Source organism: Rhizobium sp. H4 (assembly GCF_003013335.1).
GTDB classification, from domain to species: domain Bacteria; phylum Pseudomonadota; class Alphaproteobacteria; order Rhizobiales; family Rhizobiaceae; genus Rhizobium; species Rhizobium sophoriradicis.
Window position 1 is genome coordinate 20,004 of sequence record NZ_PSOW01000024.1, and the last position, 21,937, is coordinate 41,940.

A 21,937-nucleotide genomic window follows, 5' to 3' on the forward strand; every position below is an offset into this window, starting at 1 on the left:
TTTCTCCCGTTCCGGCGCCCGGATCGCGCCTTCGGAATTTCCCAGCAAGCTGACGGTTAGCCATGGAAAAAAGCCTTGCCCGCTACATCTGGAAGAACACGCGGCTGCAGCAGCTGTGGATTCTGGCTGTCGTCGCCGCCTCGATGGTGCCTTATTTCCTGTCATTCGACCTACCGAAGCAGATCGTCAACGGACCGATCCAGGGCGACGGCTTCGAAGGGCCTGGCGCAACTCAGAGATTCATGCATATCGCCTACGACATTCCGCTGATCGGCCATGTCGAATTCTTCCAGGGCGTAGAGCTCAATCGTTTCCAGATGCTGATGGCTCTCAGCCTGGTGTTCCTGGCGTTGGTGGTGCTGAACGGCCTCTTCAAATTCTATATCAACACCTATAAGGGCCGGCTCGGCGAACGCATGCTGCGGCGCATCCGCTTCGAGCTGATCGACCGGGTCCTGCGTTTCCCGCCTGCGCATTTCAAGCGGGTGAAATCGGCCGAGATCGCCACCATGATCAAGGACGAGGTGGAGCCGATGGGCGGCTTCACCGGCGACGCCTTCGTCTCGCCCGCTCTTCTCGGCGGTCAAGCGATCACCGCCCTCGCCTTCATCATCGTGCAGAATTTCTGGCTCGGCATGATCGCCGCCGGCATCGTCGGCGTTCAGGCGGTCGTCATTCCGCGCATGAGGAAACGCCTGCTGGAGCTTGGCCGCCAGCGGCAGCTGACGGCGCGCGAGCTGTCCGGCCGCGTCGGAGAAATCGTCGAGGGCATCGGCACGATCCACGGCAACGACACCTCCAACCTCGAACGCGCCGACATCGCCTCGCGGCTCGGCCGCATCTTCTCGATCCGCTACGACCTTTACCAGTGGAAATTCCTGGTGAAGTTCATCAACAACTTCCTCGCCCAGGTCACGCCTTTCCTGTTCTACGCGATCGGCGGCTATCTGGCGCTGCAGGGCCGCCTCGACATCGGTCAGCTCGTCGCCGTCATATCAGCCTACAAGGATCTGCCCGGGCCGCTGAAGGAACTGATCGACTGGGACCAGATGCGCCAGGACGTGCAGGTGAAGTACCAGCAGGTCTACGAACAGTTCAACGTCGAGCCGCTGATCGACAGCCGTATTCAGGAACTGGCCACCGCCCCCGTCGGCGCGTTGACGAGCGCCCTCGTCGTCACCAACCTGACGCTTTCCGACGACAGCGGCGCCCGCCTCGTCGACCACGTCTCGGCCGAGATCAAGCCGAACGAGACGGTGGCGATCGTCGGCCCGAACGGCAGCGGCGCGGAAGCCTTCGCCGAAGCGCTCGGCCGGATGATATGGCCCGATTCCGGCCGCATCACCATCGACGGCCGCGACCTGCTGGAGCTGCCGGAATCGATCACCGGCCGGCGCATCTCCTACGCCTCGGCCGACACCTTCTTCTTCCATGGCTCGCTCGCCAGCAATCTGCTCTACGGCCTCAAGCACGCGCCGATGACCGATCCCGTCTACGACGAGAAGGAGGCGCTCGAGTATAAGTGGCATTCGGCCGAGGCGGTGAAGGCCGGCAATCCGACGCTCGACCTCAACAGCGACTGGGTGGACTACAAGGCGGCCGGCGCCAACGGACCGGAGGATCTGTTGAAAGCGATCCGCCCGGTGCTCGACGCCGTGCTGATCTCGCAGGACATTCTCGATCTGGCGCTGCGCTCCAACGTCAACACCGACGTGCATGTGGCCGTCAGCGACCATGTCGTGGCGCTGCGTGCCTCGCTCCGGGACCGGCTGCGTGATGAGGGGCTCGACGGTATCGTCGTGCCTTTCGATTTCGATACCTACAATGCCCAGGCGACAGTCGGCGAAAACCTGCTCTTCGGCACCATGAAGCGGCCGCTGATGACCAACCGCAGGCTGGCCGCCCATCCCTATTTCCAGCAGCTCTTCCGTGAGACGGGCCTCAGCACCGATCTCTACGCCATGGGCCTCGAGATCGCCGAGAACGCCGTCGAGCTCTTCCATGACCTGCCGCCGGATCATCCTTTCTTCCAGCAGCTGACCTTCATGACGGCGGACGATATTCCGACCTACCAGGCGCTGCTGCAAAAGCTGCAGAGCCGCCGCTTCGAGGATGCCACCCCCGAGGAACGCTCGGCCATCATCCGCCTGAGCTTCGCCTATATCGAGCCGCGGCATCGCTTCGGTTTGCTGACCGACGAGCTGATGGACAAGATCGTCAGCGCCCGCAAGCAGTTCCACGCCCATATTCCGGCCGATCTCGCCGAGCTGATCGAGCGTTACGACGCCGAACGTTTCACGCCGTCGGCCAGCCTGATGGACAATGTGCTGTTCGGCCGCATCGCCTATCAGCAAGCCGACGCCTCCGACCGCATCCGTGCCATCATGGGCGAACTCTTCGATGCCCTCGACCTTTATGACGATGTGCTGTCGATCGGGCTCGAATTCGACGTCGGCTCGGGCGGCAAACGCCTGACCATGGTGCAGCGGCAGAAGCTGAACCTGGCCCGCGCACTGCTGAAGCGTTCGGACTATTTCATCTTCAACCGGCCGCTGTCGGCGCTCGATCAGCGCGTCCAGGACCAGATCACCCGCAACATCATCGAAGACCTGCACAAGGAAGGCGAGCGGCCGGCGATCGTCTGGGTGCTTTCCAATGCGCGGCTCGCCGAGATGTTCGACCGGATCCTGCTCTTCGACCGCGGCGGCCTGGCCGAGGCCGGGAACTATCCGGAACTTTCCGAGAAAAACGGTATGTTCAAGGAACTGTTATCGTAATATTCTATGGGAGCGGCGATGGTAGGCGTTCCCTAGGGAATGCCGGGAATTTAAGGCGTCTGGTTTGAAGAACCCTGCGCCAGGGGATTGAAACGCTCATGCTGTTGAGAGACGAAGTCGAAATGCTGCGACGGGTGCCGATCTTTTCGAGGATAGCGCCGGCAAAGCTCAAGCTTTTGGCCTTCACCTCCGACCGCATGACCTACAAAGCCGGTCAGGATCTCTTCCATCAGGGTGATGTCGGCGACGCCGCCTATGTCATTCTCTCCGGCAGCGCCGACATCATCGTCTCCTCCCCGGCCGGCGAGATCAAGGTCGCCGACGTCGAGCTCAATTCCATCGTCGGCGAAATCGCCATCCTCTGCGACGTCTCGCGCACGGCAACGGTACGCGCCACCTCGCCGCTCGAAGTGCTGCGCATCAGCAAGGAGCACTTCCTGAAGCTGCTCAGCGACTTTCCCGAAATGGCCGTCGAAATCATGCGCGTGCTCGCCGACCGCTTGAACCACACCACCGCGGAACTGACCGCGGCGCGGGCGGCCAAGCAGCCGCAGATGGCGCAGTAAAGTCGCCGAACCATTGCTTCACTGGACATACGAAGACCGAACGGGCTGTCGACATCATGCATTCCGGAGGGTTTTGCGCGCGTTCACTTACGGGTCTGTAACAGCTTCATTCGGCCGCCATGGATCAAAAGCGCGCTCAAAACACCTGTTTCGCAGGCCCCGCTGTCCAGGTTGATCCTGTGCTGGTTGCTGAGAACGACCTCAGCGATGGGTGTGTGACCATGTATGACAGCCAGCCCGTTTTCATACGGCCCCGTCGACGATAGCCACGGCTCCCGAATCCACGCAAGCGTTTCCGCAGTCTGATGATCTATCGGAATCTCAACATCTATGCCCGCATGGACGAAAAGCAACTTTCCAAGCTGCAGCTTCAGAGGTAACGAATGCAGCCATTCAATTATATCGCCGCCTAGAAGCTCCGACACTCTGTCTTCCCATCTGCCGCGGGGATCGACGCCGAGCTCCTCGAAGAATTCGGTACCACCATGCGTCAGCCATCGGTCCATCATCTTGACGTCAGGCGTGCGAAGCAGCTGAAGTAATCGATCTTCATGATTCCCGATCAGGGTGCAGTTGGTGGCGCCGGGAATGCCCTGCATAGCCAAGCTGAGCGCCCGCACGCTTTCCGGGCCACGGTCGATCAAATCACCCAGGTGGACGCAATAGGCAGCACTCGGAGAGATGAGGTCAAATTCCCGCGCAATAGCTGCATGCATCTCTTTCAGAAGATCCGCGCATCCATGAACGTCGCCTATCGCGCAAATGGCCGTCTGTTCGTCGATTTCGCGGATGGAGGGCATCCACCCTGAACTGGCGATAAGCATTCGACGTTCCCAAGGATTGATATCTTCAATGAGCGATAATGAAGCTTAGCCTGACGGACAAGGTGGCTGCGCTATCTTGGCATGACCGTTTCATGCTCCTGGTTCCGCCCGTAGGTTCAGATCAAGTCTTCGGCGGCCATTTCTGCGCGCCGTGGACGAAGCGCAGAATTTCCACCTGTTTGATCTTATGGCGAATCCGATAGATCACGATAAAAGATGTGCGTGAAATGACCAGTTCACGCGTTCCATCAATTCGTCCGGGCCGGCCTATCTCCGGCTGATCGATGAGCAGACCGGTCTGACGCTCGATCTCATCAAGCTGGCTTATCGCAGCGGCGATATTCTGGTCGGCAATAAACTGAATTGCTTTCTTGCGATCGGATGCAGCTTTCGCATGCCAGACGAACTTCACTTGGTCTCGCTCTTAAGTCGCGCCAGCAGCTCCGCCCGTTCACGCGCCATCTCTTCCTCGACGACTTCGTGTGGGATCCAGACCGCGTTCGGATCATCGGCCTCCCGGATCGCTTCTTCGACCTGTTGGCGGAACCATTTGTCATATTCCGCCGCCTGATGGGTGCGGCGCAGCGCTGCGGACCGATCCGGACGCGACGCCGTCTCGGGAGCGTAATCGGCCGCATCGACATCGAATTGGGAGATGCCGACATCCTTGAGATAGGAAACCAAGGTATCCATGCGCTTGAACAGGCGCACCTGCCGGCTGCGTTGGGCGGCGAGCGGACGCTCTGATTTGCCGTAGCGGATGACGAGCGACCAGCCGCCGGTTTTGCCGACGACATGCGCGGCATCGACCGCGCCGGCCTCGACAAGGCGGGAAAGGGTCGAATGATCGATGGTTTCCGCGGTCATGGCATATCCTCGTTCTGGCCGACAGGATATGCATTTGATTATAGATTGCAATGCATTCAATAATTGGGATTGCGCCGATGGCTGCCCCTTATCCTAACCCTCTCCCCATTTTGACGGGGAGAGGGGACGTGCCCTGCGAGAGGTTGGCGAGGGACGGAAAGGTCGCGGCATATCCCCTTCGCCCCGTTTACGGGGAGAAGGTGCCGGCAGGCGGATGAGGGGCGGGCCGCGACGCCCCACCTATTCGCGCTGTTCCAGCGCCTTGCTGAAGGCCAATGCGGCCAGCGTGCAGATGGCGCCGGAGAGCAGGTAGTAGCCGACGAAGGTCAGGCCGAAGCGGCTGGAGAGGCTGAGCGCCACCAGCGGTGCGAAGCCGGCGCCGACCAGCCAGGCGAGGTCCGAGGTGAAGGCAGCGCCGGTATAACGATAGCCCCGGCCGAAACGCGAGGAGATCGAACCGGTCGCCTGGCCGAAGGACAGGCCGAGCACGCCGAAGCCGATGATGACGAAAGCGTCGTGGCCGTTATTGCCGGATGCGATCAGGGTCGGCCCGATAAAGCTGAAGACGGCGATGATAACGGCGCAGATGGCAAGCTGGGCGCGCCGGCCGATGCGGTCGGCGATCAGGCCCGAGGCGATGATCGCGACAACGCCGACCATGGCGCCGACCACCTGCACCACCATGAAGGTGCCGATCGGCTGGTTGCCGTAAAGGCTCATCCAGCCGAGCGGGAAGATGGTGACGAGGTGGAACATGGCGAAGCTCGCGAGCGGCACGAAGGCGCCGATCAGGATGTCGCGGCCGTGAACGCGCAACACCTCGAGGATCGGTGCTGCCTCCAGCTCGTGCTGTTCGAGCAGCGTGCCGAATTCCTTGGTCATCACCAGGCGCAGCCGGGCAAAGAGGGCCACGACATTGATCGCGAAGGCGACGAAGAAGGGATAACGCCAGCCCCAGGAAAGAAAGTCTTCGCTGGAAAGATTGGCGACGAAATAACCGAACAGCGTGCTTGCCAGGGCAAAGCCGATCGGCGCGCCGAGCTGCGGGATCATCGCATACCAGCCGCGGTGATTGGCCGGCGCGTTGAGCGCCAGCAGCGAGGCCAGACCGTCCCAGGCGCCGCCGAGCGCAAAGCCCTGGCCGAGACGGAAGAGCGCCAGGAGCGCGATCGACCAGACGCCGATCACCTCGTAACCCGGGAGGAAGGCGATCGAGGCGGTCGAGCCGCCGAGCAGGAAGAGCGCGATCGTCAGCTTCGTGCCGCGCCCATACATCCGGTCGATGGTCATGAAGACGACGGAGCCGACGGGGCGGGCAAGGAAAGCGAGCGAGAAGATGGCGAAGGAATAGAGTGTGCCGGTCAGCCTGTCGGGCGCGAAGGGAAAGACGAGCTGCGGAAAGACCAGGACCGAGGCGAGGCCGTAGACGAAGAAATCGAAGAATTCCGACATGCGGCCAATCACCACGCCGATGGCGATGCTGCCCGGTGACACCGGCTTGTCGTCGTGAATGCGCCGCGCGTCGCGTTCCAGCGATGACGACGACGGTCCGTAATGCGATGTTGTTGCCATAAACGCCTCCTCGTTAAGGCGCTTCCGGCAAGGCGCCTTAAGCGTGATCTTGATCAAACCCGCAGGCTTATCAAGTCCGTAAGACTGAAATAGTTCATCATCAAGGCTCAAATGAAGCGGGGACCGAAAATTTTGCGTGATCCGGACGGTGATTTTCCCCTGCAAATGCTGGCCTGACCGACTGTTGCGGATATATTGGCCTGAGACATGCGCACGCCTAAAATCCTTCTTAACTTCATCAGGATTTCAAAGTACTAGCGCCCAAAGTTTTTTGCCGCAGTGCGCCATGTTTGCTGCACTGCGACCTTCCGCCTCATGTCGCGATCCGTTTCAGTGCTTTAGTCGCGGACCAAACGAAACAACAAGAGCTTAGAGACGTGCCAAAACTCATGAAGTTTTCCCGCCTTCTATCCGTCTTGCCGCTGCTTTTCCTGGCAGGATGCAACATGGTGGTCATGGCGCCCTCCGGCGACATCGCCGCGCAACAGCGCGATCTGATCATCGTCTCGACGGTGCTGATGCTTCTGATCATCGTTCCGGTGATCTTCCTGACGCTGCTCTTCGCTTGGCGCTACCGCCGCTCCAACACGGCCGCGACCTACGCGCCGGAGTGGCATCATTCGACCCGCCTCGAAATCGTCATCTGGGCAGCGCCGCTGGCGATCATCATTGCGCTCGGTGCCGTCACCTGGATTTCCACGCACAAGCTCGATCCCTACCGCCCGCTCGACCGCCTCGATGCGGAGCGCGCCATTCCGGCCGATACCAAGCCGCTGACCGTCGAAGTCGTGGCGCTCGACTGGAAGTGGCTGTTCTTCTATCCCGAACTCGGCATTGCCACCGTCAACGAGATGGCCGCGCCGGTGGATCAACCGATCAATTTCAAGATCACCGCTTCCTCAGTGATGAACTCCTTCTACATCCCGGCCCTGGCCGGCCAGATCTACGCCATGCCCGGCATGGAGACGAAGCTGCACGCCGTCATCAACAAAGAAGGCGAGTATGAAGGCTTCTCGGCCAATTACAGCGGCGCCGGCTTCTCGCACATGCGCTTCAAGTTCCATGGCCTTACCCACGAAGGCTTCGATGCCTGGGTGGCCAAGGTCAAGCAGCAGGGCACGATGCTCAACCGCGACGCCTATCTGAAGCTCGAGAAGCCGAGCGAGAAGGAGCCGGTGCGTTATTATGCCGGCGCCGATGCCGATCTCTACGCCGCCATCCTCAACATGTGCGCCACGCCAGGCAAGATGTGCATGAACGAGATGATGCACATCGACATGATGGGCGGCGGCGGCAAGGAAAGCGCCGAGAATCGCGAGAAGCTGCAATATGACAATCGCCATGCCGGCGAAGGCGTCGTGGCGCCTGCCGCCACCGTGCCGGCAACGGGGGCTCCGGCAAGCAGCGAGCCAGACAGAAGCACTGATGGCAACAGCATGCAGCACGACGGCCATTCCATGCCCGGCATGAGCAACGGCACCGATCCGGCGCCTGCGCAGCTCAACAACAACAATTAACCTGGCGCTTTGCGTCGCAAGACATAATGAACGGGTTGTTCCATGTTTTCCAATCCTGACCTCCTGAAGTTCATCTTCGGCCGGTTGACCCTCGACGCCATCCCCTATCACGAGCCGATCCTGGTCGTGACCTTCATCGGCGTCGTCATCGGCGGTCTCGCCGTGCTCGGCGCCATCACCTATTTCAAGTTCTGGGGCCCGCTCTGGCACGACTGGATCTGCAGCGTCGATCACAAGAAGATCGGCATCATGTATGTGATCCTGGCCGTGATCATGCTGTTGCGCGGCTTCTCCGATGCGATCCTGATGCGCATCCAGCAGGCGATCGCCTTCAACGGATCCGAAGGCTACCTGCCGCCGCACCATTACGATCAGATCTTCACTGCCCACGGCGTCATCATGATCTTCTTCGTGGCGATGCCCTTCGTCACCGGCCTGATGAACTTCGTGGTGCCGCTGCAGATCGGCGCGCGCGACGTGTCGTTCCCCTTCTTGAACAATTTCTCCTTCTGGATGACCACCGCCGGCGCGATCGTCATCATGCTGTCGCTGTTCATCGGCGAATTCGCCCAGACCGGCTGGCTCGCCTACCCGCCGCTGTCGGGCGCGGCCTATAGTCCGGGCGTCGGCGTCGACTATTATATCTGGGGCCTGCAAGTGGCCGGTGTCGGCACGACGCTCTCCGGCATCAACCTGATCGCCACCATCGTCAAGATGCGCGCGCCGGGCATGACCTTCATGAAGATGCCGGTCTTCACCTGGACGGCACTCTGCACCAACGTGCTGATCGTCGCCTCCTTCCCGATCCTGACGGCAACGCTCGTGCTGTTGTCGCTCGACCGCTACGCCGGAACGAACTTCTTCACCAACGACCTCGGCGGCAATCCGATGATGTACATCAACCTCATCTGGATCTGGGGCCATCCGGAGGTCTACATCCTGGTGCTGCCGGCCTTCGGCATCTTCTCCGAAGTCGTCGCCACCTTCTCCGGCAAACGCCTCTTCGGCTACGCCTCCATGGTCTACGCCACCTGCGTGATCATGATCCTGTCCTACATCGTCTGGCTGCACCACTTCTTCACCATGGGCTCGGGTGCATCCGTCAACTCCTTCTTCGGCATCACCACGATGATCATCTCGATCCCGACAGGGGCGAAGATCTTCAACTGGCTCTTCACCATGTATCGCGGCCGCATCCGCTACGAGGTGCCGATGCTGTGGACGGTCGGCTTCATGGTGACCTTCGTCATCGGCGGCATGACGGGCGTCATGCTTGCGGTCCCTCCTGCCGATTTCGTGCTGCACAATTCGCTCTTCCTCATCGCTCATTTCCACAACGTCATCATCGGCGGCGTGCTCTTCGGCATGTTCGCCGGCGTGAACTACTGGTTCCCGAAGGCCTTCGGCTTCAAGCTCGATCCCTTCTGGGGCAAGATGAGCTTCTGGTTCTGGCAGATCGGCTTCTGGTTCGCCTTCATGCCGCTCTATGTGCTCGGCCTGATGGGCGTCACGCGCCGCATGAGCCAGTTCGAGGACCCGTCGCTGCAGATCTGGTTCATCATCGCCGCTTTCGGCGTCGGCCTGATCGCGCTCGGCATCGCCGCCTTCCTGATCCAGATCGTCGTCAGCTTCATGAAGCGCGAGGAACTGCGCGACGACGGCGGCGATCCCTGGGACGGCCGCACGCTGGAATGGTCGACCGCTTCGCCGCCGCCGGACTACAACTTCGCCTTCACGCCCGTCGTCCACGATCATGACAGCTGGTACGACATGAAGAGGCGCGGCTACGAGCGTCCGCTCGGCGGCTTCAAGCCGATCCACATGCCGAAGAATACCGGCACCGGCGCGATCCTGTCGGCCATCAGCGTCGCACTCGCCTTCGGCCTGATCTGGTACATGTGGTGGCTGGTCGTCGTCTCCTTCGTCGCCCTGATCGTCGTGGCGATCGGCCATACGTTCAACTACAAACGCGACTTCTACATCCCCGCAGAAGACGTCATCGAAACGGAAGGCAAGCGCACCACTCTGCTTGCCGAGCAGGTGTAACGACCATGAGCGATCACACTGTCGATACGGCCGAAAAGCCCGAATTCTACCTGACGGAAGATCATCATCCGGAGAACAGCACCAATCTCGGCTTCTGGCTCTATCTGATGAGCGACTGCCTGATCTTCGCGGTGCTGTTTGCAACGCACGGCGTGCTCGGCCGCAATTATGCCGCGGGGCCGTCGCCGGCCGATCTCTTCGATCTGCCGATCGTTGCCCTCAACACGTCGATGCTGCTGCTCTCCTCGATCACCTATGGCTTCGCCATGCTGCAGATGGAGCGGAACGCCAAGGCGGAAACGCTGTTCTGGCTTGGGGTCACCGGCCTGTTCGGCGCCGCCTTCATCGGGCTCGAGCTCTACGAGTTCATCCACCTGATCCACGAGGGCGCCGGGCCGACGCGCAGCGCCTTCCTCTCCTCCTTCTTCACGCTGGTCGGAACGCACGGCCTGCACGTCACCTTCGGCATCATCTGGCTGATCACGCTGATGGTGCAGGTGTCGATGCACGGCTTGATCGAGGCCAACCGCCGCCGACTGATGTGCCTCTCGATGTTCTGGCACTTCCTCGACGTCGTCTGGATCGGCGTCTTTTCCTTCGTCTATCTCTTGGGAGTTCTCGGATGAGTTCGCAAGCACCCGCACATGAGGATGCCCACGAGGCGCATCACGGCCACAGCCACGGCCATCAGGCCGGCCACGGCACCTTCCGCAGCTATATGACGGGCTTCGCGCTCTCCGTCATCCTGACCGCCATTCCCTTCTGGCTGGTCATGGCAGGCGTCTTCGAAAGCGCGGCGGTGACGGCGGTGCTGGTGATGGCCATCGGGGCGATCCAGATCGTCGTCCATATGGTCTTCTTCCTGCACATGAACCCCCGCAGCGAGGGCGGCTGGACGATGATGGCGCTGATCTTCACCATCATCATCGTCGCCATCGCGCTCTCCGGCTCCCTCTGGGTCATGCATCATCTCAACACCAACATGATGCCGATGAGCCCCGAGATGATGAAGAACATGCCGTGACGGCATCGAAAGGGCGGCGGCACCGCCGCCCGAAGCGATTCACGCCATGAGCGAAGCTCCCCCCGAAAAAGCGGAAAAACGGCGTTCGCCTGTAAAACGCGTCGGCTTTGCCGTCTGCCTGGCGCTCATTGCGGCAGCGCTCGCAGCCCTCGGCACCTGGCAGGTGCAGCGGCTCGCCTGGAAGCGCGATCTCATCGTCCGCGTCGACCAGCGTGTGCATGCCGCAGCCGTGCCAGCCCCGGCACGGGCCGATTGGGACAAGGTCAATGCCGGCGATGACGAATATCGCCGGGTGAGCGTCGCCGGTACGCTCGCCAACGACAAAGAGACGCTGGTCTATGCCTCGACGGCGCTCGGCCCGGGTTATTGGGTAATGACGCCGCTGATGCTTGCCGACGGCACCGCCATCCTCATCAACCGCGGTTTCGTGCCGACCGACAGGCGCGACCCGGCCACGCGCCGCGAAGGCCAGCTGGCGGGACCCGTCGAAATCACCGGGCTGATGCGGATGACAGAGCCGAAGGGATCGCTGCTGCAATCCAACGATGTCGGCGCCGACCGTTGGTATTCGCGCGATGTCGCGGCAATCGCACAGAAGCGCGGCGTCGGTGCGGTCGCGCCCTATTTCATCGACGCCGACGCGACCGCCAATCCCGGCGGTCTGCCCGTCGGCGGCCTGACGGTCATCCATTTCCCCAACAACCATCTCGTCTATGCGATCACCTGGTACGCGCTGGCGGCGATGGCGCTGGCACTGCTGGTATTCATCCTCCGCGGCGAGATCGGAAGAGGCGGCCGCGAATAATACGAGTTCCGGCAAGCAGTTGCGCCGCCGTGGCTTCAGCGCGGCGGATTAATATCTTCTAAAGCGATGTCGGCTACTGCTTGCCGGAACCGAACAGAAAAAAGCTGCACATGAGCCGGCCGGATTACATCCCCAGTCTCGATGGCCTGCGCGGCATTGCCGCGCTGCTGGTCGTGCAAGCCCATATCGGCCTTATCTTTCCAAGCACGACCTTGCATCTGGTGACTGTGGGCAGCGAAGCCGTCGGCTTGTTCTTTGCCCTCAGCGGCTTCCTGATGGCCCATCTCTACGGTTCACGGCCGGTGACCCGGGAAAACGTCCTGGATTTCCTGGTGAGCCGCTTTGCCCGCATCTATCCGGTCTATCTGGTTGCCGTCCTGCTCGTGGCGATGCTGTCCGGCATGCCGAGTCTGAACTTCCTTCAGCCGATCGCCGGCGGTATGGACTTTGTGCGCCATGTGTTTCTTCTCGGCTCGAGCGGCGTTTTCTGGTCTATCCCACCCGAAATTCAGTTCTATCTGCTGTTCCCGATCCTGTGGCTCTGCCTGGCCCGGCCGCACCGCTATAGCGGCCTGATCGCAGGCTTCGCCATTGTTGTCGCCGTAGACGGCCTGCTCGAATTGCCGGGGCCCGGAATCATGCTCCTGTCCAAGCTCCCCTACTTTCTCTTCGGCGCACTTGCCGGTGGGATGCATTCTCATTTGGAAAGATGGACGCCATCCGACCTCATGGGAATTTTCACGCTGTTGCTGCTGGCGGTGTTCTTTACCTACAGGCATGTCCTGCCGAATTTCTCGCCTGAATTTTGGGGTTTGCAAAGCGCGGCCGCCGCCGCCGTCATCGTCGCACTGGTCGCGCGACAACCGCCCATCGCAGGCCATTTCTTCGCCGCTGCACCGCTCAGGTTTCTCGGCACGATCAGCTTCTCGCTCTATCTTTTCCACGTCCCCATCATGTTCCTTGTCCATCGGAGTTTTGAAGCGCTGCTGCCTGAGCCGGCGCTGATCGCGGCAGCGCTTTTCGTTGCGATCGGCGGAGCATGGTTCCTGCATGAAACGATAGAAGTCCCGAGCCGGCGGCTGCTCGTCACCTTGTGGCAGCATCAACGGTGGCGTCTGGTCTCGCGCCAGGCTCCGGCTGAGCGGATCGAACGGGCGATCCTTGACCTGCAAGAGACCGAGAAGCGCCTCCTCGGCGGCGCAGCTTCAGCCCCGGCGGCCGACCTCCGGGAGAAAACCGGCCGCACGGTCATTCAGGATGATGGTGACGAGAAGCTTCGGGCGTAACGCCAAGGCTCGTGAAACTTCGCTGACCGAGTGCATCCGGTAACCCGGCACCGCCAGCCGCTCCGGTCATTGAGAAGCGATCCGGCTGATCGCATCGGCGAGCTGCGCCTGCGAGAAGGGTTTGCCGAGCCGGGGCAGATTGGCGGCGCCGGCGCCGTCGGGCAGATCGGCGTAACCGGTGGCGAGGATGATCGGCATCTCGGGCCACTCGCTGCGGATCGCCTCGGCGAGCTGCGCCCCGGTCATGCGCGGCATGGCGTGATCGCAGATGACCAGATCGACCGGCTCCTTGCGCAGGATGTCGAGCGCCTCGGGACCGGCCATCGCCTCGAAAACGGTGTGGCCGAGATCCTCCAGCATCAGCGTCGTGTTCATCAGGACCAGGCCGTCGTCATCGACGGCGACGATCCGCAGCCGGCGCTGTGCATCGCTATCCGGTTGCGGCACGTCGGCCGTTGCCACGACCCGCTGCTCGACGGCTGCGATCGGGAACCATAATTCCGCGGTCGTTCCTTCGCCGGGGCGGCTTTTCAGGATGAGCCGGCCGCCGGATTGTGTGGCAAGACCTTGTACCATCGAAAGGCCGAGACCGGTGCCCTTGCCGACACCCTTGGTGGTGAAGAACGGCGTGACGGCCTGCTCCAGCGTCTTTGTATCCATCCCCTCGCCTTCATCGATTATGGCGATCCTGACATAGCGGCCGGCCGACAGTGGCCCCTTGCCCGCGGCTATCGATTCCTCGGAGGCGCGCAGCACGATGCGGCCGCCCGACGGCATTGCGTCGCGCGCGTTGACGACGAGGTTGAGGATCGCCATTTCCAGCTGGTTCGGATCGGTGAGGATGGTCGGCAGCCGGACGGGATAGGAAGTCTCGATCGTGGTGAGGGGGCCGAGCGAACGGCTCAGAATATCCATCATCCCACGCACCAGGCCGGAGACGTCGATCGGCTCCATGTGCAATTCCTGCCGGCGGGAGAAGGCCAGCATGCGCTGTGTCAAGGCAGCACCGCGCTGGGCGCCCTGCATTGCGTTGTCGACCAGCGATGTCAGCGACAGATCCTGCGGCATGCGTTTCTTCAGGATCTCCAGGCTGCCGAGCACGGCCATCAGCAGATTGTTGAAATCATGGGCGATACCGCCGGTCAGCTGACCGATCGCCTCCATCTTCTGCGATTGGAAAAGCTCTTCGCGCGCCTGCTCCAGCGCCCGCTGCGTCTCCATCTTCTCGGTGATATCGCGGGTGATCTTGGCAAAACCGAGCACCTCGCCGTCATCGCCGCGGATGACGTCGACGACGATGCTGGCCCAGAAGCGGGTGCCGTCCTTGCGGACACGCCAGCCTTCCCGCTCGAACCGGCCCTCGGCGCGGGCGATGCGGAGCGCCGTCTCCGGCAGGCCGTCGGCGCGGTCCTCCGGCGTATAGAAGGTCGAGAAATGCCGGCCGATGATTTCATCCGGCCGATAGCCCTTGATCCGCTCGGCGCCGGAATTCCAGCTGCTGACATTGCCATTGGGATCGAGCATGTAGATCGCGTAGTCAGAGACGCCCTGGACAAGCCGGCGGAACTGTTCCTCACTCTGACGGATCGCGTTTTCGGCTGCCCTGCGTTCGGTCAGATCGCGGGTGATCTTGGCAAAGCCGATGAGCTCGCCGGAGGGGCGGCGAATCGGATCGATGACGACATGCGCCCAGAAGCGGCTGCCGTCCTTGCGCTGGCGCCAGCCCTCCCCCTCGAACCGTCCCTGCTCGAGTGCCGTGGCAAGCGCGCGCTCGGGAATCCCGGCCGCGCGATCCTCTTCGACATAAAAACGGGAAAAATGCTCGCCGAGAATTTCCGAAGGCTTGTAGCCTTTGAAGCGCTGAGCGCCGGTATTCCAGCTGGTGACGATGCCTTCGGGGCTCAGCATGTAGATGGCGTAGTCGGTGATGGCATCGACCAGAAGACGAAAGCGTCCCTCTTCGCTAAGAGACGTAACATGTCGATCCAGCACTTCCATCTGCCCCTCTTGGTCACCAGCGCTGTTAACGCGACGGGGCGGAGATGGTTCCGAAAAGATCACACTTTTTCAGACGGCCCTGACCTGCGGATAGAAGCGCTCGCCGATCCGTTCGGCCGCCGCATAGGCCTGTGAGACGATTTCGGGCACCAGATCGATATCGGGCAGGCTGCCGAGGCCGAGCGGGCCGACGGCAAAGAGCCCGACAACCGTCGAACCGTCCTCTAGGAAGGGCTCGCCGCGCGCAGTGACCGCCAGCCCGAGCGACAGTTCGTCCGGCATGGCGAGGCCTGAGGAAAACAGGCTCTCCATCAGCGGCGTGGAAAGATCCGGCGCCTGGCAGCGGCAATCGATGATCCGCTCGGCATGGAGGACCTCTTCGGCAGAGGATCCCGCCGGTGTGAAAAACAGGCCGCTCAGGCCCCGGCGGCCGGCCCGGCCGCGGCGCAGCACGGTACGGCCTTTGGCAAGCTCGCGCTGCAGTCGCAGGTGCATGGCCTCCGGCAAGCGGTTGCGATGGCTGTCGTAGATCGCTCGCAAATGCCGATTGAATTGATGTTTGTCGCGGGCCGGCAGAGAGCGCCAGAGCGAGCGGGCATGCTTCCTCAGGCCGTTCATCACTGATTGCCAGCTTCGCCCTTGCTCTTCCGCCTCGCGACAGGCCCGGCGGATGAAGCGCATGATGTCGGGCAGGCCCTCCGGCAGCGCTTCGGCCGGAAACACCGGATCGGCGGAATTCGGTGTATGGCTCTGCGGCAGAAACCCGTGCCGGGAAATGATCGTCACCTGGCCGGCATAGCCGGAATCGCGAAGCTGCAGCAATTGATCGACGACGCGGATGCCGCTGCCGAGCAGCACGGCATGCGGCCGCGCGACAAGGCGCTGGGCGCGGATCGGCGAAACATCCGGCTCCTCAGCATGCGGATCGCTGAGGCCGTAGCCGGTGGCGAGGATCACCGTATCGAACAGCGGATTGGCCGGATTGGCGCTTTCGAGCAGTAAGCGGTTGCCGTGGCTTCGGCGGATCGCCACGACAGGATCGTTGCAGACCTGAACGGTGATGTCCCGGCGCGCCGCCAGCGCTTCGGAAAAGCGCTGGTAGACGTAATCGCTGAAGATTTCCTTCGGCACGAAGATCTGCCGGAAACCCGGAATGGCAGCCGGCACGGCAGCGCGGAAGGCGGCGTTGCTACAGAGCCAGTCGTTGAAATCATCGCTGTCGCCGACTGCGACCGAGAGATCGCGCACGCGGGTATTGAGGATCGTCGAGGCGCGGGCAGAGGCCAGTGCCTGGCCGCCGCTGACCGACGAATTCGGATCGAACAGCTGCAGGTGGAAGGGTGCGCGCACCGTCTTCATCAGCGCGATGGCCGTCATCATGCCGGAGAAGCCGCGCCCGACGATTGCAACGCGCGGGACGACTGATATCTGCGCCGCCGCATTGGCCCTTCCGGAAAAAAGTCCCTGAACCGTCATCGCAACTCCTTTGCGGCTTCATCAGCACCCTGGGGTCGATCGAGGTTTCAACGCATGAACATCGGGTCACGCGTTGATGAGGGTCATGCGGCCATTCACGACAGCTGCCGCAGCATCGGGGTTCGATCAGGCGAACCCAGAACGAGAGGAATAATCACCCTCGCCATTAGTCTATCAATCTTGTCGTGTATGAAAGCGCCAAATGGCGCGCCTGGCAAGAGTTTTGTTGTCTCTTGGGGCAAGCTATTGAATAATAGGAGAACTTGAGCACTCCGGAGCAACGCGGTCTCAGCTGCCCTCGCCCAAATATTGCTTTTCGTGCCAGCTTCGGCACCTTGGCGAGATCGACGAAATTGGTGGAGCCCATCGCCTCTCCAACCCAATAGGCGATTGGCCGGGAGGTGAGGCCGACATCGTTCAGGGCATGCGAGGCGGCCTCACGCAAAAATAACCAGTTGGTGAATTCTTTACTTGAACCGCCAATTGGAATCGGCAAAACTGACGGTGCTTTCAATCCCTTCATGGATTTGCCGTCTTTTCGGGCCAGCGTCCGAGCAAACATCTATTGGAAAAAATACCGTGAGCAGCGAAGCGTCAACCCGCGCGACGAAGCCTTCGGCTTCGATGGCGCTTGCAACTGCGGCAGGCTGGGGCCGAGGCCTCTATACACTGGTGCGCATCACCGTGATGGCCTTCCGCCACCCCTGGCAGGCCGGTTTTGCGATCGGCGCCACGCTCGTCGCCTCGACCTTCCAGCTGATGATCCCCCGCCTTCTCGGCGAGGCCGTCGACCACACGCAGATGGCGATGGGCGGCGGTACGGCGGGCCAGGCGGCGCAGGACGCGCTGCTGACGACGGCGCTGCTCCTGCTCGGCGCCAGCGTGCTGCGCGGCCTCTTCACCATGGTGCAGAACTACTACAGCGAAGCCGTCGGCCACCACATGGGCTACGAGCTGCGCCTGGCCTGCTACGAAAAAATCCAGCGTCTCTCCTTCAGCTTTCACGACACGGTCCATTCCGGCGATCTGATCACCGTCGGCATGCTCGATCTCGAAGGGGTGCGCATGTATTTTTCCACCGCGCTGGTCCGCATGATCCTGCTCACGATCCTGATCGGAATCGGCGCCTATATGCTGCTGTCGACCGATGTCGTGCTCGGGCTTCTGGCGCTCTCCTTCGTGCCCTTCGTCGGCTGGCGCTCGTCGGTGACGCAGCTCAAGCTGCGCGCCACCTGGCTCGACCTGCAGGAACGACTGTCGGTGCTGACCCGCATCATGGAGGAGAATCTCGGCGGCATCCGCGTCGTGCGCGCCTTTGCCGCGCAGGAGCACGAGTTGACGAAATTCGAGGCAGCCTCGAAGAACGCGCTGGCGCTCGCCCATCAGCGCGTCGGCATCCGCGTCACCAATACCAGCGCCATGACCTTCTCCTTCTTCGCGGCAATGGGCCTGGTGCTCTGGATCGGCGGCGGCAAAGTCATGTCGGGCGAGATCACCGTTGGCACACTCGCCTCGTTCCTGACCTTCATGACCATCCTGCAGATGCCGGTGCGCCAGCTCGGCCTGATGGTCAATGCCTTTGCCCGCGCCTCCACCTGCGGCACCCGGCTCTTCAACCTGCTCGACCTCGACATCGCAATCAAGGACGCGCCGGATGCCAGGGAGCTGGCTGTGACCGACGGCGTGCTGCGCTTCGAGAATGTCAGCTTCGCCTATCCCGGCTCGGAAAAGCGCACCGTGCTGCACGATGTCTCTTTCGAAGCCCAGCGCGGCCAGACGATCGGCATCGTCGGCCCTCCCGGCAGCGGCAAGTCGACGATCGCCCATCTGATTCCGCGCTTCTACGACGTCAGCGGCGGCAGGATTACCATCGACGGCCAGGATATCCGCAAGGCGACTTTGCAGTCGCTGCGCCGCGCCGTTGCCGTCGTGCAGCAGGATTCCTTCCTGTTCACGACGACGATCGAAAACAACATCGCCTATGGCGACCCCTGGGCCAAGGAAAGCCGTATCGAACGCGCCAGCGAAAGCGCCCAGCTGCACAATTACGTGCTCGGCCTGCCCACCGGTTACGGCACCGTCGTCGGCGAGCGTGGCGTGTCGCTGTCCGGCGGTCAGCGGCAGCGTCTTTCGATCGCCCGCGCCCTGATGCTGAAGCCGGCGGTGATGGTGTTCGACGATTCCACCGCAGCGATCGATGCCGCCACCGAACAGCGCATCCGCAGCGCCATGCGCCGCTATGCCGCCGATCGCGTGACGATCATCGTCGCCCATCGCCTGAGCTCACTGATGCATGCCGACCAGATCCTGTTCGTCGAAGACGGAAGGATCGTCGAGCGGGGCACCCATCAGGCGCTGCTTGCGCTCGGCGGGCGGTACAAGGCGCTCTACGACCTGCAGGTACGGCCGGGCGATGAAGTGCTGAGTGCGTAACGCCCCACTTCTCCCCGTCGGGGAGAAGTGCGAGCAGAGCGAGGCGATGAGGGGGCGAGGAGCGATAGCGACGAGTGCGCTGAGCGGAAGCCAAGGGCAAATGAGGGCGTGCCGTGTAGCTCATCCGCCCTTCGGGCACCTTCTCCCCGCTGGGGAGAAGTGGACAAGCAATTGATGTGCGGGCCACCCGATGTGAGGCCGCAGGAGGAATGTGATGGCCGAGGAACTGGAAACCGAGCGTCCCGACGTTCGCGAGGATGGCCGCCGCCCGCCGCGGGCCGTGGTCGGTTCGCACCGCGTCGAGGAGGAGATGTTCGGCAAGGCCTTCGACGGCAACATCGTCAAGCGCATCTGGGCTTTCGTCCATCCCTACCGCACCCAGGTCCTCTGGGCGATCGTTGCGGTCCTGACCTTCACGACGATGCAATTGCTGATCCCGCTGATCATCCGTTACGCCATCGACCACGGCATGTCGCCGGGCGGCAATGCTTCGGCGCTGATGTCGGCGATCGCCGCCTTCGCCATCGCCATCCTTGTCAATTATGCGGCGAGCTACGCGCAGGAGACGCTGGTCGGCAATGTCGCGGAAGAGGTGCTCTTCGACATCCGCAAGGCAATGTTTTCGCATCTCCAGCGCGTCTCGCTCTCCTTCATGGACAAGACCGAAGTGGGGCGGTTGATGTCGCGCCTGCAGGGCGACGTCAACTCGATGCAGGAATTCCTCGAAACCTCGGTGCTCTCGGTCGGCGACATCGTGCTGCTCTTCGGCATCGTTTTCGTGATGCTCTATCTCGATTTCAAGCTGGGGCTGCTGACGCTTTCGGTGCTGCCGGTGCTGTTCATCGTCCGGCTGTTCTGGCTGCCGCTCGCCCGCAAGTCCTTCATGGCTGCGCACGAGACCAATTCGGTGGCGAACGGCGCGCTCGCCGAAGCCATCCACGGCGTGCGCGCCGTCCAGAGCATGGACAGGCAGGGCGTCAACTTCACGCTCTACGACGACAAGGCGCATGCCAACCTCAGGACGCATTTGACGGCGGCGCGTTATGCGCAGGTGATGGTGCCGATCGTCGACAGCCTGACCGGTGTGGCAATGGCGCTCGTTATCGTCGTCGGCGGCGCCCGCGTTCTCAACCAGGCGCTCGACGTCGGCGTGCTCGTGGCTTTCCTGTTCTACATCCAGCGTTTCTTCGACCCGATCCGGTCGCTGACCCTGCAATATTCGGTGATGCAGCGGGCCATGGCGTCGGGTCAGCGGCTGACCGAAGTGCTCGACGTGCCTGTTGACATCAAGGACGCGCCCGACGCCAAGACCCTGTCGCGCGACATGGACGGCTCGGTGGAATTCAAGGATGTCGTCTTCGGCTACAATCCGAAGCATCCGGTGCTGAAACATGTGAGCTTCAAGGTCAATCCCGGGGAGACCGTGGCGCTGGTCGGGCCGACGGGCTCCGGAAAATCCAGCTGCATGTCGCTGATCCACCGCTTCTACGACGTGCAGCAGGGCCAGGTGCTGGTCGGCGGCCACGATGTGCGTGACCTGACGCAGGATTCGCTCGGGGCGCAGATCGCCATGGTGCTGCAGGAGCCTTTCCTGTTCACCGGCACCGTCTTCGAAAACATCCGTTACCACAAGCTTGAGGCGACGCGCGAACAGGTGATCGAGGCGGCGAAGGCCGTCGGCGCCCATGATTTCATCATGCGCCTGCCCGATGGCTACGACAGCATTCTCGGGGAGCGCGGCGGCAATCTTTCGCTCGGCCAGCGCCAGCTTTTGAGCTTTGCCCGTGCGCTGGTGGCGGACGCGAAGATCCTGGTGCTCGACGAGGCGACGGCCAATATCGACAGCTATACGGAGATGCTGATCCAGAAGGCGCTGGTGAAGCTCTTGGAAAACCGCACCGGCCTGGTCATCGCTCATCGCCTGGCAACGATCCGCGAGGCCGACCGCATCATCGTGCTGCAGAACGGCGAAATTATCGAGAGCGGCGACCATCGCCAGCTGATGAAGAACGGCAAGCTGTATTCCAGGCTCTACAACCTCAACTATGCCTCTTTCGACGATATTCCCGAAGATGTGCTGGAGGAGACGACGGCGACGGAGTCGGCGACCTGATATGGGATGATGCATTAACGCCTGTCGCAAAGTTTGAACGAACCAACGATTTGATGCCGCATTTCTCTTTTATCCGGAGGGCGAGTGCCACTGAGGAGAATGTCATGAAGAGAATTATTAGCAGCCTGTTGATCGCGACGGCCCTTGTTGGATCCGCCATTCAGCCCGCTGCCGCGCGTGACCGTCATCACGACGATACCGGCCGCATCATCGCCGGCGGCGTAGCCGCAGGTGTCGTCGGCGGCCTGATTGGCGGCGCAATCGCCAATGGCGGCCCGCGTTACGTTGATGAAGGCCCGCGCTATGTCGATGGTCCTCGTTATGTCGAGCCGGCTCCGAGATGCTGGTATGAGGACCGTGACGTCCGCAACCGCTATGACGGCGGCTATCATACTGAAACCGTACGGGTCTGCGAGTAGACCTGAAGTTTTTGCAGCGGTTTTGATCCGATGTATCGCCGCTTTACTGCGATTTGCCCCTCACCCTAACCCTCTCCCCGTAAAGCGGGGCGAGGGGACGTGCCCTGTGAGAGGTCTGTGGGGAACGGAAAGCTCGCAGCTTGACCCCTTCGCCCCGCGAGCGGGGAGAAGGTGCCGGCAGGCGGATGAGGGGCGAGCCGCCATCTCCCAAAAT

Annotated in this window: 17 protein-coding genes and 1 pseudogene; 11 read left to right on the forward strand and 7 right to left on the reverse strand. The window is 61.9% G+C overall.

The features are described from left to right. Positions 1-62: 62 nt before the first annotated feature. Complete coding sequence (locus C4N04_RS28335) at positions 63-2,777, forward strand: ABC transporter ATP-binding protein (RefSeq protein WP_077989517.1); 2,715 nt, start codon at positions 63-65, stop codon at positions 2,775-2,777. Positions 2,778-2,875: 98 nt separating this feature from the next. Beyond that, the gene (locus C4N04_RS28340) at positions 2,876-3,343 is read left to right on the forward strand and encodes a cyclic nucleotide-binding domain-containing protein (RefSeq protein WP_004679746.1); all 468 of its coding nucleotides are present in this window, start codon (positions 2,876-2,878) and stop codon (positions 3,341-3,343) included. A gap of 83 nt (positions 3,344-3,426) precedes the next feature. Here C4N04_RS28340 and C4N04_RS28345 read toward each other — a convergent pair whose 3' ends face one another. The 4 genes from C4N04_RS28345 to C4N04_RS28360 all read right to left on the reverse strand — a co-directional run bounded on the left by C4N04_RS28345 (position 3,427) and on the right by C4N04_RS28360 (position 6,606). Next, complete coding sequence (locus C4N04_RS28345) at positions 3,427-4,167, reverse strand: metallophosphoesterase (protein WP_052272637.1); 741 nt, start codon at positions 4,165-4,167, stop codon at positions 3,427-3,429. Positions 4,168-4,288: 121 nt separating this feature from the next. Continuing rightward, positions 4,289-4,579, reverse strand: a complete 291-nt coding sequence (locus tag C4N04_RS28350) for a type II toxin-antitoxin system RelE/ParE family toxin (RefSeq protein ID WP_106797574.1) — start codon at positions 4,577-4,579, stop codon at positions 4,289-4,291. Next, positions 4,576-5,034, reverse strand: coding sequence for a hypothetical protein (locus C4N04_RS28355; protein WP_106797575.1), 459 nt, complete (start codon positions 5,032-5,034; stop codon positions 4,576-4,578). Before C4N04_RS28355 ends, C4N04_RS28350 begins: the two co-directional genes overlap by 4 nt. A 240-nt stretch (positions 5,035-5,274) precedes the next feature. Next, a complete protein-coding gene (locus C4N04_RS28360) occupies positions 5,275-6,606 on the reverse strand; it encodes an MFS transporter (protein ID WP_040141405.1) in 1,332 nt (443 codons plus the stop codon). A gap of 377 nt (positions 6,607-6,983) precedes the next feature. On the opposite strand from C4N04_RS28360, the gene cyoA reads away from it, so the two are divergent. The 6 genes from cyoA to C4N04_RS28390 all read left to right on the forward strand — a co-directional run bounded on the left by cyoA (position 6,984) and on the right by C4N04_RS28390 (position 13,284). Continuing rightward, entirely contained in the window at positions 6,984-8,123 is a 1,140-nt protein-coding gene (cyoA, locus tag C4N04_RS28365; RefSeq protein WP_106797576.1) for a ubiquinol oxidase subunit II, read from the forward strand. 42 nt (positions 8,124-8,165) lie between these two features. Beyond that, positions 8,166-10,169, forward strand: coding sequence for a cytochrome o ubiquinol oxidase subunit I (gene cyoB / locus C4N04_RS28370; protein ID WP_106797577.1), 2,004 nt, complete (start codon positions 8,166-8,168; stop codon positions 10,167-10,169). Between the two features lie 5 nt (positions 10,170-10,174). Beyond that, on the forward strand, positions 10,175-10,795 hold the full coding sequence (gene cyoC / locus C4N04_RS28375) for a cytochrome o ubiquinol oxidase subunit III (protein WP_040111296.1): 621 nt from the start codon (positions 10,175-10,177) through the stop codon (positions 10,793-10,795). Beyond that, positions 10,792-11,193 carry a cytochrome o ubiquinol oxidase subunit IV gene (gene cyoD / locus C4N04_RS28380; RefSeq protein ID WP_040140845.1) on the forward strand — a complete coding sequence of 134 codons (402 nt, stop codon included), beginning with the start codon at positions 10,792-10,794 and terminating at the stop codon, positions 11,191-11,193. The genes cyoC and cyoD overlap by 4 nt, the downstream gene beginning before the upstream one ends. Before the next feature lie 46 nt (positions 11,194-11,239). Next, complete coding sequence (locus C4N04_RS28385) at positions 11,240-11,998, forward strand: SURF1 family protein (protein WP_106797578.1); 759 nt, start codon at positions 11,240-11,242, stop codon at positions 11,996-11,998. Between the two features lie 110 nt (positions 11,999-12,108). Then, a complete protein-coding gene (locus C4N04_RS28390; protein WP_106797579.1) occupies positions 12,109-13,284 on the forward strand; it encodes an acyltransferase in 1,176 nt (391 codons plus the stop codon). Between the two features lie 66 nt (positions 13,285-13,350). Here C4N04_RS28390 and C4N04_RS28395 read toward each other — a convergent pair whose 3' ends face one another. From C4N04_RS28395 to C4N04_RS28405, 3 genes and pseudogenes are all read right to left on the reverse strand, one after another. Next, on the reverse strand, positions 13,351-15,282 hold the full coding sequence (locus C4N04_RS28395; RefSeq protein WP_106797580.1) for a PAS domain-containing sensor histidine kinase: 1,932 nt from the start codon (positions 15,280-15,282) through the stop codon (positions 13,351-13,353). Between the two features lie 69 nt (positions 15,283-15,351). Then, positions 15,352-16,758, reverse strand: coding sequence for an FAD/NAD(P)-binding protein (locus C4N04_RS28400; RefSeq protein WP_106797581.1), 1,407 nt, complete (start codon positions 16,756-16,758; stop codon positions 15,352-15,354). A gap of 322 nt (positions 16,759-17,080) precedes the next feature. Next, positions 17,081-17,182, reverse strand: a pseudogene (locus C4N04_RS28405) (NADPH-dependent oxidoreductase); the annotation flags it as partial. A 47-nt stretch (positions 17,183-17,229) separates the two neighbouring features. On the opposite strand from C4N04_RS28405, the gene C4N04_RS28410 reads away from it, so the two are divergent. From C4N04_RS28410 to C4N04_RS28420, 3 genes are all read left to right on the forward strand, one after another. After that, complete coding sequence (locus C4N04_RS28410; protein ID WP_183738203.1) at positions 17,230-19,191, forward strand: ABC transporter ATP-binding protein; 1,962 nt, start codon at positions 17,230-17,232, stop codon at positions 19,189-19,191. Between the two features lie 214 nt (positions 19,192-19,405). Beyond that, positions 19,406-21,304, forward strand: a complete 1,899-nt coding sequence (locus tag C4N04_RS28415) for an ABC transporter ATP-binding protein (RefSeq protein ID WP_077989527.1) — start codon at positions 19,406-19,408, stop codon at positions 21,302-21,304. Between the two features lie 104 nt (positions 21,305-21,408). Beyond that, the gene (locus C4N04_RS28420; protein WP_040111288.1) at positions 21,409-21,723 is read left to right on the forward strand and encodes a hypothetical protein; all 315 of its coding nucleotides are present in this window, start codon (positions 21,409-21,411) and stop codon (positions 21,721-21,723) included. Positions 21,724-21,937 lie beyond the last annotated feature (214 nt).